The organism is Enterobacter sp. Ap-1006 (assembly GCF_011752835.1).
Classification (GTDB): Bacteria; Pseudomonadota; Gammaproteobacteria; order Enterobacterales; family Enterobacteriaceae; genus Cedecea.
On the sequence record NZ_VWWU01000001.1, the window covers coordinates 950864 to 967123 of the forward strand.

A 16260-nucleotide genomic window follows, 5' to 3' on the forward strand; every position below is an offset into this window, starting at 1 on the left:
TGCGTAGAATCGGCAGTGTAAACCAATTCCCTTTTTGCGCCAGTAGCGCAGATGAAAATAACGCAGTAATCGGATGTTTATAAGGAAAAAATTTGTAACGGGAAGCGGACTTCCCGTCAAATTGCCTTAGTGTGGTACAACCAGAGCGTTCGGTGTATTCAGCCAGCCGCTGTCCAGCATCCACTGTGTAGCAGGCGCCAGGTTATATTCCACGCACAGCAGGCCCACAAGGGTCAGCACCAGCGTGTAGGGCAGCGCCATCACAACCATGCGGCCATAAGAGAGGCGAATCAGCGGCGCCAGCGCAGAGGTCAGCAGGAACAGGAACGCGGCCTGGCCGTTTGGCGTTGCCACCGAAGGCAGGTTTGTACCGGTATTGATAGCCACCGCCAGTAGTTCGAACTGCTGCATATTGATGGCGCCATTCTGCAGCGCAGTTTTTGCCTCGTTGATATAAACAGTACCGACAAAGACGTTGTCGGAAATCGAGGATAGCAGGCCGTTGAAGATATAAAACAGCGACAGCTGAGCGTGCGGGGAGGCGTCAAGCACGTACTGAATAATTGGGCTAAACAGATGCTGGTCGATGATAACCGCCACGATGGTGAAGAAAACGGTCAGCAGGGCGGTAAACGGCAGCGCTTCGGTAAAGGCTTTGCCGATAGCATGCTCGTCGGTAACCCCGCACAGCGATGTCGCCAGAATAATCACCGTCAGGCCAATCAGACCAACTTCTGCCAGATGGAAGGCCAGAGCGATAATCAGCCAGACGCCAATCAGCGCCTGGATCAGCAGCTTCATCTTGTCCTGCTTTGTTCGCTTCCTGGTGCTCTGAGCATCAAAGTCATACAGGATCCCACGCACTTTTTCCGGCAGCGTTTGCCCGTAGCCGAACACTTTAAAGCGTTCCAGCAGAATGCAGGTGAGCAGGCCACAAATCAGCACCGGCACGGTCACCGGCATCATGCGCAGGAAGAAATCGCCGAAGTGCCAGCCAGCGTTTTTAGCAATGATCAGGTTTTGCGGCTCGCCAACCATGGTCATTACGCCGCCCAGCGCGGTACCGACGCCAGCGTGCATCATCAGGCTGCGCAGGAAAGCGCGGAATTGCTCAAGCACCTCGCGGCTGTCGCTCCGAATATGGCTGTCGTCCTGAACGTTGCTGTCATCCTGTGCTTCAGATGCTACGCGGTGATAGATGCTGTAGAAGCCCACGGCGACGCTAATGACAACGGCCACGACCGTCAAGGCATCAAGGAAGGCGGAAAGAAACGCGGCGGCGACGCAAAAGGCCAGCGACAGCGCAACTTTAGACCGGATCCCCAACAGCAGGCGGGTGAAGAGCAGCAACAGGAGCTGCTTCATGAAATAAATCCCGGCCACCATAAACATCAGCAGCAGCAGCACTTCGAGGTTTGAAGCAATTTCAGCACGAACGCGATCGGGGCTGGTCATGCCGACCAGCACGGCCTCAATGGCCAGCAGGCCACCCGGCAGCAGCGGGTAGCATTTCAGCGCCATCGCCAGCGCAAAAATAAACTCCACCACCAGCATCCATCCCGCGATAAACGGGCTGACAAACCAAAAGACTAGCGGATTAAGCACTAAAAAGAGAAGCAGCGTCAGTTTGTACCAGTCAGGTGATTGACCCAGAAAATTGCGGTACAACGCCCGCCCAAAGGACATTTCCATCGTATAGTTACCATTATCCGTTGTATTATGTTGATGTTTAAAAAGATAACGCTTCAGGGTACTCGTTTATGGCGCACGCGATCAAGCCGAAGGAAATCCTGAGTTAAGGCGTTTATCGTCAAAATTCAACGCCGATCCCGCATTTGCGCGTCGCCCCCGCTATCTGGCGCGCATGGCATCTGGTATGATGAGTCCAATTTGCAAAACCTGAGTAATGGAAATCTTACTATGGTCATTAAGGCGCAGAGCCCAGCGGGTTTCGCGGAAGAGTATATTATAGAAAGTATCTGGAACAGCCGTTTTCCGCCGGGTTCTATTCTGCCGGCAGAGCGTGAACTTTCAGAACTGATTGGCGTTACGCGTACCACTTTACGTGAAGTGCTTCAGCGTCTGGCACGCGACGGCTGGCTGACAATTCAGCACGGGAAGCCGACGCGGGTGAACAATTTCTGGGAAACCTCGGGCTTAAACATTCTGGAAACGCTGGCTCGTCTCGATCACGACAGCGTGCCGCAGTTGATTGATAATCTGCTTTCGGTGCGAACCAATATCTCCACGATATTTATTCGTACGGCGATTCGTCAGTATCCAGATAAAGCGCAGGAAGTGCTGGCCACGGCTAGCAAAGTTGAAGACCACGCGGACGCCTTTGCTGAGCTGGATTACAACATTTTCCGCGGCCTGGCGTTTGCGTCTGGTAACCCAATTTATGGGCTGATCCTGAACGGAATGAAAGGGCTGTACACCCGCATCGGGCGTCACTACTTCTCCAATCCTGAAGCCCGTAGTCTGGCGCTGGGCTTCTACCACCGCCTGGCAGAAATCTGCCAGCAGGGGCTTCACGAGCAGGTCTTTGATACCGTGCGTAACTACGGTCGCGAGAGCGGCGAGATTTGGCACCGTATGCAGAAAAACCTGCCTGGCGATTTGGCGATGCACAGTCGCTAGGCAAGCATAAAAAACGCTTCCAGAAGGAAGCGCTACAGACTGTTGACAAACCTCTGGTGATATAAGAAATAACAGAGGGCTCGTTAAAAAACAGGAAAATCAATTCATTGATTTTCGGCTAATTTAAACGCTTCCCCAGGGAAGCGTTTTTTTTCACTCTTACAGCGGGTTTCGCTGCGGGCAGCGCTCCAGCAGTTCCACGCTACCATCCGCATTTTGCTGCTCCAGCACGACGTCAAAGCCCCACAGGCGATGCACATGCTTGAGCACTTCTCTGCGCCCTTTATCCAGCGGGGCGCGGTTGTGCGGGATGTAGCGCAGCGTTAGCGAACGATCCCCGCGCAAATCTACATCCCAAACCTGAATATTTGGCTCGAGGTTGCTCAGGTTGTACTGGGCCGATAGCTGGGAACGTATTTCCCTGTATCCCTCTTCGTTGTGGATGGCCGAAATTTCCAGGTAATTATTGCGGTCATCGTCCAGCACGGTGAACAGGCGGAAGTCGCGCATCAGCTTAGGCGACAGGAACTGACTGATAAAGCTTTCGTCCTTGAAGTCACGCATGGCGAAATGCAGCGTTTCCAGCCAGTCTTTGCCGGCAATATCCGGGAACCAGTAGCGGTCTTCTTCGGTCGGCGACTGGCAAATACGTTTGATATCCTGGAACATGGCGAACCCCAGCGCGTAGGGGTTAATGCCGTTGTACCACGGGCTGTTATAGGGCGGCTGGAACACCACGTTGGTATGACTGTGCAAAAACTCCAGCATAAAGCGGTCGCTGACTTTGCCCTCGTCATACAGGTGATTGAGAATGGTGTAGTGCCAGAAGGTGGCCCAGCCCTCGTTCATGACCTGGGTCTGTTTTTGCGGATAAAAATACTGGCTCACCTTGCGCACAATACGCAGGATCTCACGCTGCCACGGCTCCAGCAGCGGGGCATTCTTCTCCATAAAATACAGCAGATTCTCCTGCGGCTCCGAAGGGAAGCGGTGGGCGGATTCTGCGGTTTTTTCCTCTTCCTTACGCGGCAGCGTGCGCCAGAGCGTATTCACCTGGCTTTGCAGATACTCTTCCCGGCTTTTCTGGCGCGCTTTCTCCTCCTGCAGGGATATCTTCTGCGGGCGTTTATAGCGGTCTACGCCGTAGTTCATCAGCGCATGGCAGGAGTCCAGCAGGCGCTCTACCTCATCAACCCCGTAGCGCTCTTCACACTGCGTAATGTAATTTTTGGCGAAAATCAGGTAGTCGATTATCGAGCTGGCATCCGTCCAGCTGCGGAACAGGTAGTTGTTTTTAAAGAAAGAGTTGTGCCCGTAACAGGCATGCGCAATCACCAACGCCTGCATGGTGATGGTGTTCTCTTCCATCAAATAGGCAATGCACGGGTTAGAGTTGATGACGATCTCATACGCCAGCCCTTGCTGCCCGTGCTTGTACAGGCGCTCGGTTTCGATGAATTTTTTGCCAAAAGACCAGTGCGGGTAGTTAATCGGCATCCCGACGCTGGAATACGCGTCCATCATCTGCTCTGAAGTAATGACCTCAATCTGGTGGGGATAGGTGTCCAGGCGGTAGAGCTTTGCTACCCGGTCAATCTCGGCCAGGTAAATGTCCAGTAGCTCAAACGTCCAGTCGGGGCCGTCACTCAGACGGGTGGGATCCTTTGTGGCGAAATCAGTTACGTTAGCCATCAGCGCGCCCTCATTGTTTTCGACTTTCTCTGGATGGAAAGCCTCATTCTCAAGAATAGACAACTCCTGAAAGATAGCGCCGACAAGTAAAATTTTTTCTTCGCGATTTATTGATCTCAATAGCGGGCTTTTAGCGCGTCACTTAGCATTTTATTTTGACGAAAATGTTTTCCCGTACAGGAGATGCTAATTATCCCGCTCCAGCGCTGGCGGGCAGGTTTGTGAGTTTAGTCACCATAATAAAGCCATATGTTGAATAACATATTCAACTGAGTTATCAATATGTAATCAGAAGATTATTCTTTTAGCTAATTGCGGAGCAGATATGCGTGTTGTGGTGCTGGGAAGTGGTGTCGTCGGCGTGGCGAGCGCCTGGTATTTACGTCAGGCCGGGCATGAAGTCACTGTCATCGATCGCGAATCAGGGCCGGCGCAGGAAACTAGCGCGGCCAACGCCGGGCAGATCTCTCCGGGGTATGCTGCTCCGTGGGCGGCACCGGGCGTCCCGTTAAAAGCCATTAAGTGGATGTTCCAGCGCCACGCGCCGCTGGCTATCAGCCTCGACGGAACCCAGTTCCAGCTCAAGTGGATGTGGCAGATGCTGCGCAACTGCGATACCCGGCATTACATGGAAAATAAAGGCCGCATGGTACGCCTGGCGGAGTACAGCCGTGATTGCCTGAAAGAATTGCGCCACGCCACAGGCATCCAGTATGAAGGCCGGCAGGGCGGGACGCTGCAGCTGTTCCGCACCGAGCAGCAGTATGAAAGCGCGGCCAAAGACATCGCCGTCTTGAAAGACGCAGGCGTGCCGTATGAGCTGCTGGAAGCCAGCCAGCTTAACCGCGTTGAACCCGCGCTGGCGGACGTAGCCCACAAGCTGACCGGCGGCCTGCGTTTACCGAACGATGAAACCGGTGACTGCCAGCTGTTTACCCAAAACCTGGCGCGGATGGCGGCGGAAGCCGGCGTTGAGTTTCGCTTCAATACGCCGGTTGATCGTCTGCTTTACGACAGCCAGCAAATCAGCGGCGTACAGTGCGGCCAGGAAGTGGTGAAGGGGGATGCCTACGTCGTGGCATTCGGGTCCTATTCCACTGGCCTGCTCAAGGGCATCGCCGATATTCCTGTCTATCCTTTGAAAGGTTACTCCCTGACAATTCCTATTGCCGACGAACAGGGCGCGCCGGTTTCAACCATTCTGGATGAGACCTACAAGATCGCTATTACCCGCTTTGACAACCGCATCCGCGTGGGAGGCATGGCAGAAATCGTCGGTTTTAACACTGAACTGCTGCAGCCGCGCCGTGAAACGCTGGAAATGGTCGTCAGGGATCTCTATCCGCGCGGCGGGCACGTCGAGCAGGCCACGTTCTGGACCGGGCTGCGTCCGATGACGCCAGACGGGACGCCAATTGTAGGGCGTACGCCGTTCAAGAATCTCTGGCTTAATACCGGACACGGCACGCTAGGCTGGACAATGGCATGCGGTTCGGGCCAGATGCTGAGCGACCTGATCTCCGGGCGCACTCCGGCTATCCCAAGCGAGGATTTAGGCATCGCACGCTACGCGCCTGGTTTTACGCCACTGAGCGCCCGCCACCTCCATGGCGCACATAACTAAAAGGAGCCGTCATGTCCCGTCCTGTGGTAGCGACGCTGGATCTCAGCGCGCTGCGCAATAATCTTGAAGTGGTGCGCAGAGCCGCCCCGCGTTCGCGTGTCTGGTCGGTCGTTAAGGCCAACGCATATGGCCACGGTCTCGACCGTATCTGGTCGGCGTTAGGCGCGACCGATGGTTTTGCCATGCTGAATCTCGAGGAGGCCATTTTGCTGCGTGAGCGCGGCTGGAAAGGGCCGATCCTGATGCTGGAAGGGTTCTTCCATGCCGATGAGCTGGCGCTGTTCGACAAATACCGGCTGACCACCAGCCTGCACAGCAACTGGCAGGTGAAGGCGATAGCCAACGCGAAGCTGAGCGCGCCGCTGGATGTTTATCTCAAAATCAACAGCGGGATGAATCGTCTCGGGTTTACGCCCGATCGCGTGCACGGCATCTGGCAAAAACTCCGTTCTATCCCGAATGTGGGCGAACTGACCCTGATGGCGCATTTTGCCGATGCCGAGCAGCCAGAAGGCATTACAGAGCCGATGAAGCGCATTGCACAGGCGGCGGAGGGGATTGACGCCCCTCGCTCGCTGTCAAACTCGGCGGCTACGCTGTGGCACCCGGAGGCGCATTTTGACTGGGTTCGCCCGGGGATAATCCTTTATGGCGCCTCTCCGAGCGGGCAATGGCAGGATATCGCCACCAGCGGCCTTCAGCCGGTAATGACGTTGAGCAGCGAAATTATCGGCATTCAGAACCTGAAGGCAGGCGATACCGTGGGCTACGGCAGCCGCTACACCGCCAGAGGCGAGCAGCGAATCGGGATTGTGGCTGGTGGCTATGCGGACGGCTACCCGCGTATTGCGGCGGATGGAACGCCGGTCATGGTGGATGGCGTCATGACCAGCCTGGTGGGCAAAGTATCGATGGATATGATCGCTGTAGACCTGACGCCTTGCCCGCAGGCGGGTATCGGCAGCCCGGTTGAGCTGTGGGGCAAAAACGTCAAAATTGACGATGTCGCCAGCGCCGCGGGTACGGTTGGCTATGAGCTAATGTGTGCGTTAGCGCCGAGAGTGCCGGTGGTGATGAGTTAACGTTTCTGCTTCTCTCGAGATGTTGTCTCGCTGTCATCTTGCTTGATGACAGGCACTGAATTTAACCGCATAATCGCTTCTGGTTTTTTTACCCTCACCCTAACCCTCTCCCAGAGGGAGAGGGGATAAAGAAGGTTTCCGCTGTTTTTTTCCCCCTCTCCCTCTGGGAGAGGGCCGGGGTGAGGGGAGACTACTCCTCTTCTTCCTCAGCCACCCGGACACCAATCTTACGCACCAGGTTGTCCTCTTTCTCGGCCACCGTCCAAATCATTCCGGCAAACTCCACCTGGTCGCCAACCACCGGCGCGCCGCCGAGCATCCCCAGCACAAAATCACCTAACGATTGCTGAGTATCTACTTCTTCATCCAGCGTCAGGCCGTAAATGGTCGCCACGTCGGAGAACTGGGCGCTGGCTTCCAGAATAAAGTCGCCAAAGAAACGCTGATCCAAATCCACCGGCGGCGACTGGCTAAACAGTTTCCCCAGCGCGGGAAGATCGCGTTCCCGGCCAATAACGCAAAGTACATCGCCTTCTCGCAGGCGGGTGCTGCCCGTTGGGTGAAGCAGTACGTTATTGCGGAACAGCGCGGCAATACGCGTTTCTTCTGGCATATGCAGGTCACGCAGGGCGGCACCCACGCACCATTTCTCTTCGCTTAGCTGGTAGACAAACTGTTCCCACGGATTGTCAGGATGAATATCCAGACCCACGCGCGAAACGGGCCAGCCTACTGGCGGCACGACGACTTTGGCTTTTTTGGCGGCCCAGCCCAGCGACGTGCCCTGGAGCAGCAGAGACACCAGCACCACAAAGAAGGCCACGTTGAAGAACAGGCGGGCGTTATCCAGCCCGGCCATCATCGGGAACACCGCCAGGATGATCGGCACTGCGCCTCGCAGCCCAACCCAGCTGATAAATACGCGCTCGCGCAGATTAAAACCGCGGAATGGCAGCAGACCGGCAAAAATCGACAGCGGGCGAGCAAAGAAGATCATCCACGCGGAAAGCAGGAGAGCAGGGACTGCAATTGGCAGCAGATCGGACGGGTTTACCAGTAAACCCAGCACCAGGAACATGCCGATTTGCGCCATCCAGGCCAGGCCGTCGAAGGTTTGCAGGATCCCGAAACGGTTGCGAATCGGGCGGTTGCCCATCACAAAGCCGCACAGATAAACCGCCAGAATACCGCTGCCGTCCAGCGCTGTCGTGACGCCAAATACCATAATCCCGCCGCTCAGGGCCAGCATCGGGTAAAGCCCGTGGGGTAAGGTTATGCGGTTAATCATTTGCAGCAGCAGATAGCCGCCGCCGAGACCAAGCACAATCCCCAGGCCAAATTGCTGAATGATATGCACGAGGAACAGCCAGCTCAGGCCGGTCTGGTGCTGCTGGATCATCTCAATCAGCGTGATGGTGAGAAACACCGCCATCGGGTCATTGCTGCCCGATTCAATTTCAAGCGTCGCGCCTACGCGTTCGTTCAGGCCTTTCCCACCGAGCAGGGAAAAGACCGCGGCGGCGTCGGTGGAGCCGACAATGGCGCCAATAAGCAGGCCGTCAATCAGGTTCAGGTTGAACAGCCAGGCGGCGGCAATCCCGGTCAGCCCGGAGGTAATTAATACCCCAACGGTTGCCAGCGAGAGCGCGGGGCCCAGCGCTACGCGAAACGAACTCGCCTGGGTTCTCATCCCGCCGTCAAGCAGGATCACCGCCAGCGCCAGGTTGCTGATCAGGTAGGCAAAGGGATAATTATCAAACGGGATACCGCCAAGGCCATCGATCCCGGCCAGCATGCCGATAGCCAGAAAGATAACCAGAATGGGAATGCCCAGACGAGAGGAGAAAGAACTTAATAAGATACTGCAAGTTACCAGAACGGAACCCAAAATAAACAGACTGACAATCGCCCCTGCGTCCAAAATCATTCGTCTCCTTTGTCTATGTTGTCGAATTGTAACATGTCATCTGTTACCCAAACGCTCAAAAAGGGCGCTTAAACCGGGCTTCTTTAGCGAAGTACCGGGTGTCCACTTAACGTCAGTCGGGAGGTAACGCCGTCGTGGGCCAGCTCGCCAAACGCGCCGAGCGGCAGCGTCACGGTTTGTGGTTCATGTCCAAAAGGCAAGCCGGAAAGGACAGGCACGTTCAGGCGCTGTTGCAGCGTTTTACGCATTACTTCAAAAGTATATCCTGCATCGTAATCCGTTGCGGTTGTACCGTTAAAACTTCCTAAAACAATCGCTTTCTGGCGTGACAGAATGCCCGCATGGTAAAGCTGCAGCAGCATGCGCTCAACGCGGAAGGGATGTTCGTTGATGTCTTCCACAACCAAAATACCGCCGTCTATTGGCGGCAAAAACGGCGTGCCGACCAGAGAGATTAGCATTGCGAGATTGCCGCCCCAAACCGTGCCGCTGGCCTGCATCGCGGGCGCATCGTTTTCCCAACTTAGCGTGAACGTCGGTTCGCTGAGCGCCTGCCAGAAGTGGCGCCAGGTATATTCATCCATTTCCTCGGCACCAAAATTTCCGGCCAGCATCGGGCCACTGAAGGTGATGGCTCCGCACTGTGCCAGCAGGGCCATCTGGAAAGCGGTGAAGTCGCTGTGACCGCAAATAATTTGTGGCCGGGCGCGAAGCGAAGCCCCAAGACGTGAAAAATCAATGTGCTCAAGCAGGCGGCTCACGCCGTAACCCCCGCGCACGGCCAGCACGATGTCCGTTTCCGACGGCAGCGCCGCCAGCTGATTAAGTTCAGCCAGTCGCTCACTGTCCGTGCCGGCAAAACGCTGAAAACGCCGGGTCACTGCCTGCTGATTGACGACCTGATGCCCATTCTCTTCCAGCCGACGAATGCCCCTGGCGGCGGCCTGTTGATTAATGCAGTAGCCGGACGGGGCGATTAAATGAATCAGAGACATGGCATTTCCTTGCTGAATATGAATTGGTTATCATGCCGCTATCGAGAGCGCTTGTCATCGCCGTTATGGCCGGCCACATCAATAAGGATAGAGGCGTGAAATTAAGAGGGTTTATCATTCTGGTGCTTTTTTTGGCCGGTTGCTCCAGCCATTCTCCGCAGCAGCAGGCGCCGTGGGATCCGACGATCCCCACCCAGCGGGCGCTGAACTGGATGCCGCTGACCGAACTCTCAGGCCAGCAATGGGGCGTTAGTCCGAGACTGATAACGGCAATTATTGCGGTAGAGTCGGGCGGCAATCCGCAGCTGGTTAGCGCCTCTAATGCCATCGGCCTGATGCAGATCAAAGGCTCCACGGCGGGCAAAGAGGTGTATCGCAATCAGGGCTTCAGAGGGCAGCCATCGGACAGTGAACTGAGAGAGCCGGCGCGTAATATCGATATCGGTACGGCTTATCTGAGTATTCTGGAACACGGCATTTTGCGGGGAATCAACGACCCGCAGGTGATGCAGTACGCGCTGATTGTTTCTTACGTGAACGGGGCGGGGGCGCTACTAAGAACCTTTGATTCCGACAGGCAGACCGCAATCGACAAAATTAACCGCCTGAGCCCGGATGAATTCTATCAGCATGTAGCAACCAACCATCCTGCGCCGCAGGCACCGCGCTACCTGTATAAGGTCACGCGGGCCATGAACGCCATTTAAGCTATTTCACGCGGTTGGCCTTTTCCCGGGCCGACCGCTCCAGCGAGAAAATAATCTTTTGCAGTTCGCGCTCGACCGCCGGGTTGACGTTTAAGAAACGAAAACTCAGGCGCGGAGTAGAAATGGTCTCGTTTTTACTGTCCACGACTTTTCGCTCTGAAACCATCACCAGCTGCATATCAAAGTAAAACTTGCCCCATTCCACGAGATCCATCTCTACGCGGCCAAAACGCAGCCCGGGTGCAAGGCCCGGCGGTAACGTGCCGTCCACCAGGGCGCCCATTCCACCAAGAGACAGGTCGCAGAGCCGGAAGGCAAACTGAGAACCGTCGGCAAGTTCGGTACGGCAATAATACTGGGGCTGCGTAGGCGCGGTAATGCGGAAATATTCCCGGCGCTGAACGAACCACAGCGATGGCGGCAGCGGCGTGGTAAACGCCGGGAGATTTTGATATTCCGTCGCTTTAAGGCCCGGCAGCGAGAATTCGACTTTTGCCCCCTGCGTTTCAGCGATGAAATCAATATCGTTGGCCTTCTGCACGGAAAGGTTTTCCCGCGCCTGGCTGCCAAAGTCCAGTACTATACGTTCCGCCGAGACATCGAGAATTTTGCTGATGAACTGCCCGTTAGACCATTCCAGCCTGACGGGAACCTGCTGTCTGTGTAAATCACGTAACACACCTAATACTGCCAGAGGAGACTGCTTCAGGAACTGATCGTTATAGTGACTCAAGGCTCAAGTCCTTGTTGTGTTTTCAGGTTGTGGTAACGAAGCTTATCGGCAAAACCGCACAAAACTTAATACAAATTTTTGACTATTTTTTCCTGAAAATGCGCATAACCAGGTGAGATTCATCACGTTTTTTTGCAACCGAACTATACTCTTTTTGACAGCAGGTCGCTGGCCGGGGCGCAGACAGCCTCGGGCGAGCCTGCTAAAGCTCACAATGTAGAAGAGGACGTTCTAAAATGGGTATCCTGGCCTGGATTATTTTTGGTCTTATCGCGGGTGTGGTAGCTAAGTGGATTATGCCTGGCAAAGACGGCGGCGGTATTATCCTCACCTGTATTCTGGGGATCGTGGGCGCGGTTGTCGGCGGCTGGGTGGCGACGGCATTGCACCTTGGCGGACCGGTAACCGGTTTTAACTGGCCAAGTTTCTTTGTGGCGGTGATTGGCGCCATTATTGTGCTGGCTATTTTCAGGATGGTACGACGGTAGAAAGTCATTCATTACAAAAAAACGGCCCTTCAGGGCCGTTTTTACGTTTAGCTTTCTATATAAGTTTAGAAATCGTAGCCCACGGTCGCAATGACTGAACGTTCCGCGCCCCAATAGCAATAGCCCGTCCCGTAGCAGCCCGCCACATAGTCACGGCCCGTCAGGTTGGTCGCATTGAGCTGCACAAACGCGCCTTTCAACGCCGGTGTCCATGCGCCCATGTCTGCCCGAACCATGGCATCCAGCAGCGTTACGGAAGGAACACGCAGGGTATTTTCGTTGTCGACCCATTGTTTGCCGATGTAGCGAATCCCTGCACCCAGGCTCAGGCCATAATCGGCTTTGAACGTGCTCCACAGGCTCGCCATTTGATTTGGCGTGACGTATGGCGTGTTGCCGTCATTACCGTCAATGGCGTCTTTATAGCGCACCCGGTTAAGGGTATAGCTGGCGATGGTTGACAGGCGTGGTGTCAACTGAGTGCGAGCTTCCAGCTCAAGTCCTTGCGAATGCACTTTGCCTGCCGGTTCAAAATATCCTCCCTGCACGTTACGGTTCCCCACATCTTTTTGGGTCAAATCGTAAACGGCGGCGCTATAAAGATCGCTGGTTCCCGCAGGCTGGTATTTTACGCCAGCTTCGTACTGTTCTGCGGTCGTGGGTTTCAGCAGCTTGCCTTCGGCATCGGAAAGTACCTGCGGTGTGACGGCCTGGCTGTAGCTCACATACGGCGAAATGCCGTTATCAAAGGCGTAAAGCAGGGAAGCGCGGCCGCTAAAGTGGTTGTCCGAGCGGTTGTCCGTCACGTCACTGTCGATCGCCGTCGCCACCAGATGGCTTTTAGTCACCAGATGATCGTAGCGGCCAGACAGCGTCATATGCCAGCGGTCCCACTTCATCTCATCCTGCAGATAAGCCCCGGTTTGCTCATACTGGCGGCGGCCTGATTTAACCAAAAGCCCCTGATTAATTGTCGCGTAGCCTGGGTCACGTGGATCGTAATAATAGTAACCGCCAACGCCACCAGAAACGCCGGTCCATGGGTTCAGGTTGGTGGTGTAGCCCGTTCCGTCGGTCAGATCGTTGGTGAACCGGTGATATTCCCCACCGAGCACCACTTTATGCTGCAGATCGCCGGTTGCGAAGTCGGCCTCCAGCTGATTGTCGATGGCCCAGGCATCCAGCGAGGAGTTTTCACGGCTGTAGTAGCGCGACAGTTCGTTATGCGCGGTATCTGCCCAACCAATTTGATAGGCCTGGCGTAGCGCTACGTTTGAGTGGGTATAGCTGGCGTTTGAGCGGAAAGACCAGACCTCATCGAAGACGTGAGCAAACTCGTAGCTGTAGATCTGCTGGTGGCGCTTAAAGGCGTCATCGCCCGGCTGTACGTCAGAAAAGCCAGTATCCAGCTTGCGTCCCGTGGTGGTGTAAAGGCTGCCGTCGCCCGGAACAGAACCGTGGTAGCCCCCGGACGGATCTTTTTCCAGGTAGGCTCTTAGCACCAGAGACGTTGTATCATCCGGCTGCCAAAGAAGGGACGGTGAAATAGCGTAACGTTCGTCACGCGTGTTGTCATACTGTGTATCACTATTTTTGGTCAGGCCGGTGATACGGAAGGCCCACTGGTCATTAATCGCGTTGGTGTAATCAAACGCCGTGCCGTTGGTATTGTGGTTGCCGTATATCGCCCGCACGTGGCCTTCTTCGACAAATTGCGGGCGTTTAGACGTTTCCATCACCAGGCCACCCGGAACAGTCTGGCCGTAAAGTGCGGAAGACGGGCCTTTGATGACGTCAAGGCGTTCCAGGAACCAGGGGTCGACCTGGACCACGTTAAAGCTGCCCGCATCGCTCATCAGGCGGAGGCCATCAAGGAAGATGTTATTCACGTCGCCGCCGTGGAAACCCCGTAATGCTACGGTATCGTAACGGGTTGCACCGCCGGAGAATCCGGTAAACACGCCCGGGGTATAGTTCAGCGCGCTATTAATGGTTTGCGCGCCCTGGTCTTCCATTTGCTGACAGGTCACGACGGAAATGCTTTGCCCGGTGGTGATCAGCGGCTCGTCGGTTTTGGTCGCGCCACGGGTTGTGGTGGCGGTATAACCTATTGTTGGAGAGATTGCGGTGTCAGCAGGTTTGGCGGTCACAACCAGTGTTTCTTCAGCCGATGAAGAAAAAGGAGCGATGAGCGCCAGCGTGCAGAGTAAAGCGGAGCGCTTTACGGTAAGGTCCTTTATCATTTTTTGTCCGGAAGTATTGAGATCATCATCCTGATGGAAGTCCTCCGCCGGCATGCGACGGGAAAACGCAGTTTTTAAATGCGTTTTCGAATGAGAATTGTTATCGTTATTATTATCAGGTGCAAGGCGCGCGATGTTTTTTTAATGCATAAAAGCCCATGAAATCAATGATGATTTCATGGGCTTATTGTTTTAAATGAAATGATTAAGCGGCAATCACGCCGTGGTCAGTGCGGTCAGGTTACGGCGCTGGCTTGCTCGAGGCGGGTGAGATCTCCGTTTTATCTGCGGCAGGTTTGGCCGCTTCCGTTACCGGGCCGGGCGTGGCCGAAGGCAGCTTATCCGGCGCATTGTCGCAGGGTTTTTCTTTTGCACAGAGCATATCCAGCATTTTCAGCGCGACGCCGTTGGTCCAGCCGAAGCCATCCTGAAGCGGATATTCACCGCCTCCACCGCCCGCACCTCCGGCTGTCACATCGTATTTTTCAACCAGCTTTTGCTCTTTGTTGTAGAGGTTCTGCACCGTACTCAGGAAGCGGAAGCTGACTTCCAGCGCGAGATCTTTATGCCCGTAATTTTGCAGACCTTCGGTGGCCACCCACTGCAGCGGTGCCCAGCCGTTGGGGGCATCCCATTGCTGGCTGGTTTTTACGCTGGTCGTGGCAAGTCCGCCCGCGCTGAGCAGGTGCTGACGGGTGGCTTTCGCCATCTTGTCCGCTCTGTCCTGCGCCGCCGCATGAACGTACAGTGGGAACAGGGCGGCGGCGGTTAGCTGGTTTCGAACCGTGTGGCTTTTCAGATCGTAATCCGCGTACCAGCCTTCTTTGGCGTTCCACAGGTTGTGTTCAATGGCTTTCTGTCGATCGTCCGCGGCCTGCTTATAGCGCTGTGCTGCGTCGCTATCTTTTGCCAGCTCGCTGGCGTGAGCCAACGTTTTTTCAAGCTGATAGAGCAGCGCATTAAGGTCCACGGGCACAATGCTTGTGGTACGGATGGTGCCCAGTTGGGCTGGATTATCCATCCAGCGGGAGCTGAAGTCCCAGCCGGAAGCGGCGGCAGCTCGCAGGTCACGATAAATATCCGTGGCCGCACGCGACGGCGTATTTTTCGCAGTGGTGACGTCGTCCAGGTAAGACTCGGTTCGCGGCGTGTCTTTCTCATCCCAGTAACGGTTGAGCAGGGCACCATTTTTGAGTTTTACCACGCGGGCATGGGCTTCGCCCGGTTTGAGGGCGTCGCTGCCCTCCATCCACCAGCTGTACTCCTGCTTCAGCTGCGGCAGGTAGGCTGTGTAAACGCTATCGCCTTTATTCTTCGCCAGCAGTTCCACCATCATGGCGAAGAACGGCGGCTGTGAACGGCCCAGGTAGTAGCTGCGGTTCCCGTTGGGAATGTAGCCCCAGGTATCTATTTCGTGGGCGAAATTGTCCACCATATTTTGCACGTCATCCCAGCGCCCACTCTCCGCCAGCCCCAGCAGGGTGAAGTAACTGTCCCAATAGTAAAGCTCGTGGAAGCGCCCGCCGGGCACAACGTAAGGTTTTGGTAGCGGGAGAAGCGGGTCCCATTTGTTGTCGCTGTTCGCGGAACGGGTCAGTTCTGGCCAGAGCCCGTTGATATGCTCCCGCAGGCTTTCTCCTTCCGGCGGCACAGACTTTTTTTCTTCCTTTGGCAGGATAAAGTTCACATCAACAAAATGGCGTAAGTCGAACCCCGAGAGCCGGCGCTGCATACGATAATCGGCAAGGATCATCAGCGGATCGCCCTTGGGCACGGCATCCGCAAAGGTTTTCTGGTCGGGGAACAGCTTCGCGGTCTGGACATCAATAAACAAAGGCCCAAAAAGCTCGTCGGGCGATTGAGGCTCGGGCGGGCGTGGGGATTCGGTTTCCTGGGCTGCAAACGAAGCAAGCGGCGTAAGGCCAAATACGGCACCGGCAGCGGCCATTTGGGCCGCAAAGCAAAGCGCATAAGGCCGGCGCAAAACGGGTTTTATCATCATTCCTTCTCCATCGACGGGACGCAACACGCTACGTTGCGATCAACTCCCTGAAAACCTTAGTTGAATTTTCCGAATTTCGAGCGCTGTTGAAGATAAAAAGAGAAAAACCGGATTATTTACCCCATAA

The 16260-nt window shown here is 55.3% G+C and carries 12 protein-coding genes; 5 read left to right on the forward strand and 7 right to left on the reverse strand.

The annotated features are described in order from the left end of the window. Nucleotides 1–126 precede the first annotated feature (126 nt). Nucleotides 127–1692 carry a sodium/proton antiporter NhaB gene (nhaB, locus tag F3J28_RS04465; protein WP_166873135.1) on the reverse strand — a complete coding sequence of 522 codons (1566 nt, stop codon included), beginning with the start codon at nt 1690–1692 and terminating at the stop codon, nt 127–129. A 228-nt stretch (nt 1693–1920) separates the two neighbouring features. Between nhaB and fadR the strand changes: the two genes are divergently transcribed. After that, nucleotides 1921–2640 carry a fatty acid metabolism transcriptional regulator FadR gene (gene fadR, locus F3J28_RS04470; RefSeq protein ID WP_008454089.1) on the forward strand — a complete coding sequence of 240 codons (720 nt, stop codon included), beginning with the start codon at nt 1921–1923 and terminating at the stop codon, nt 2638–2640. A gap of 159 nt (nt 2641–2799) precedes the next feature. On the opposite strand, the gene F3J28_RS04475 is transcribed toward fadR, so the two are convergent. Next, the gene (locus F3J28_RS04475) at nt 2800–4332 is read right to left on the reverse strand and encodes a SpoVR family protein (protein ID WP_039306344.1); all 1533 of its coding nucleotides are present in this window, start codon (nt 4330–4332) and stop codon (nt 2800–2802) included. A 325-nt stretch (nt 4333–4657) separates the two neighbouring features. On the opposite strand from F3J28_RS04475, the gene F3J28_RS04480 reads away from it, so the two are divergent. Together F3J28_RS04480 and dadX are read left to right on the forward strand one after the other, a co-directional pair. Next, on the forward strand, nt 4658–5956 hold the full coding sequence (locus F3J28_RS04480; protein WP_166873138.1) for a D-amino acid dehydrogenase: 1299 nt from the start codon (nt 4658–4660) through the stop codon (nt 5954–5956). An 11-nt stretch (nt 5957–5967) separates the two neighbouring features. Beyond that, the gene (dadX, locus tag F3J28_RS04485; protein WP_166873141.1) at nt 5968–7038 is read left to right on the forward strand and encodes a catabolic alanine racemase DadX; all 1071 of its coding nucleotides are present in this window, start codon (nt 5968–5970) and stop codon (nt 7036–7038) included. A 190-nt stretch (nt 7039–7228) separates the two neighbouring features. Here dadX and F3J28_RS04490 read toward each other — a convergent pair whose 3' ends face one another. Together F3J28_RS04490 and ldcA are read right to left on the reverse strand one after the other, a co-directional pair. Beyond that, nucleotides 7229–8959, reverse strand: coding sequence for a potassium/proton antiporter (locus tag F3J28_RS04490; protein ID WP_166874428.1), 1731 nt, complete (start codon nt 8957–8959; stop codon nt 7229–7231). 89 nt (nt 8960–9048) lie between these two features. Next, complete coding sequence (gene ldcA, locus F3J28_RS04495; RefSeq protein WP_166873143.1) at nt 9049–9960, reverse strand: muramoyltetrapeptide carboxypeptidase; 912 nt, start codon at nt 9958–9960, stop codon at nt 9049–9051. 95 nt (nt 9961–10055) lie between these two features. Between ldcA and emtA the strand changes: the two genes are divergently transcribed. Further along, nucleotides 10056–10667: a membrane-bound lytic murein transglycosylase EmtA gene (emtA, locus tag F3J28_RS04500; protein WP_008454102.1), complete on the forward strand. Its 612-nt coding sequence runs from the start codon at nt 10056–10058 to the stop codon at nt 10665–10667. Between the two features lies 1 nt (nt 10668). On the opposite strand, the gene ycgR is transcribed toward emtA, so the two are convergent. Next, nucleotides 10669–11400 carry a flagellar brake protein YcgR gene (ycgR, locus tag F3J28_RS04505; RefSeq protein WP_166873147.1) on the reverse strand — a complete coding sequence of 244 codons (732 nt, stop codon included), beginning with the start codon at nt 11398–11400 and terminating at the stop codon, nt 10669–10671. Between the two features lie 236 nt (nt 11401–11636). Between ycgR and F3J28_RS04510 the strand changes: the two genes are divergently transcribed. Beyond that, on the forward strand, nt 11637–11888 hold the full coding sequence (locus tag F3J28_RS04510; RefSeq protein WP_008454104.1) for a GlsB/YeaQ/YmgE family stress response membrane protein: 252 nt from the start codon (nt 11637–11639) through the stop codon (nt 11886–11888). Nucleotides 11889–11953: 65 nt separating this feature from the next. On the opposite strand, the gene F3J28_RS04515 is transcribed toward F3J28_RS04510, so the two are convergent. Beyond that, the gene (locus tag F3J28_RS04515) at nt 11954–14131 is read right to left on the reverse strand and encodes a TonB-dependent siderophore receptor (protein ID WP_166873150.1); all 2178 of its coding nucleotides are present in this window, start codon (nt 14129–14131) and stop codon (nt 11954–11956) included. Nucleotides 14132–14372: 241 nt separating this feature from the next. Further along, nucleotides 14373–16130 carry an alpha,alpha-trehalase TreA gene (treA, locus tag F3J28_RS04520; RefSeq protein WP_166874431.1) on the reverse strand — a complete coding sequence of 586 codons (1758 nt, stop codon included), beginning with the start codon at nt 16128–16130 and terminating at the stop codon, nt 14373–14375. Between the last annotated feature and the right edge of the window lie 130 nt (nt 16131–16260).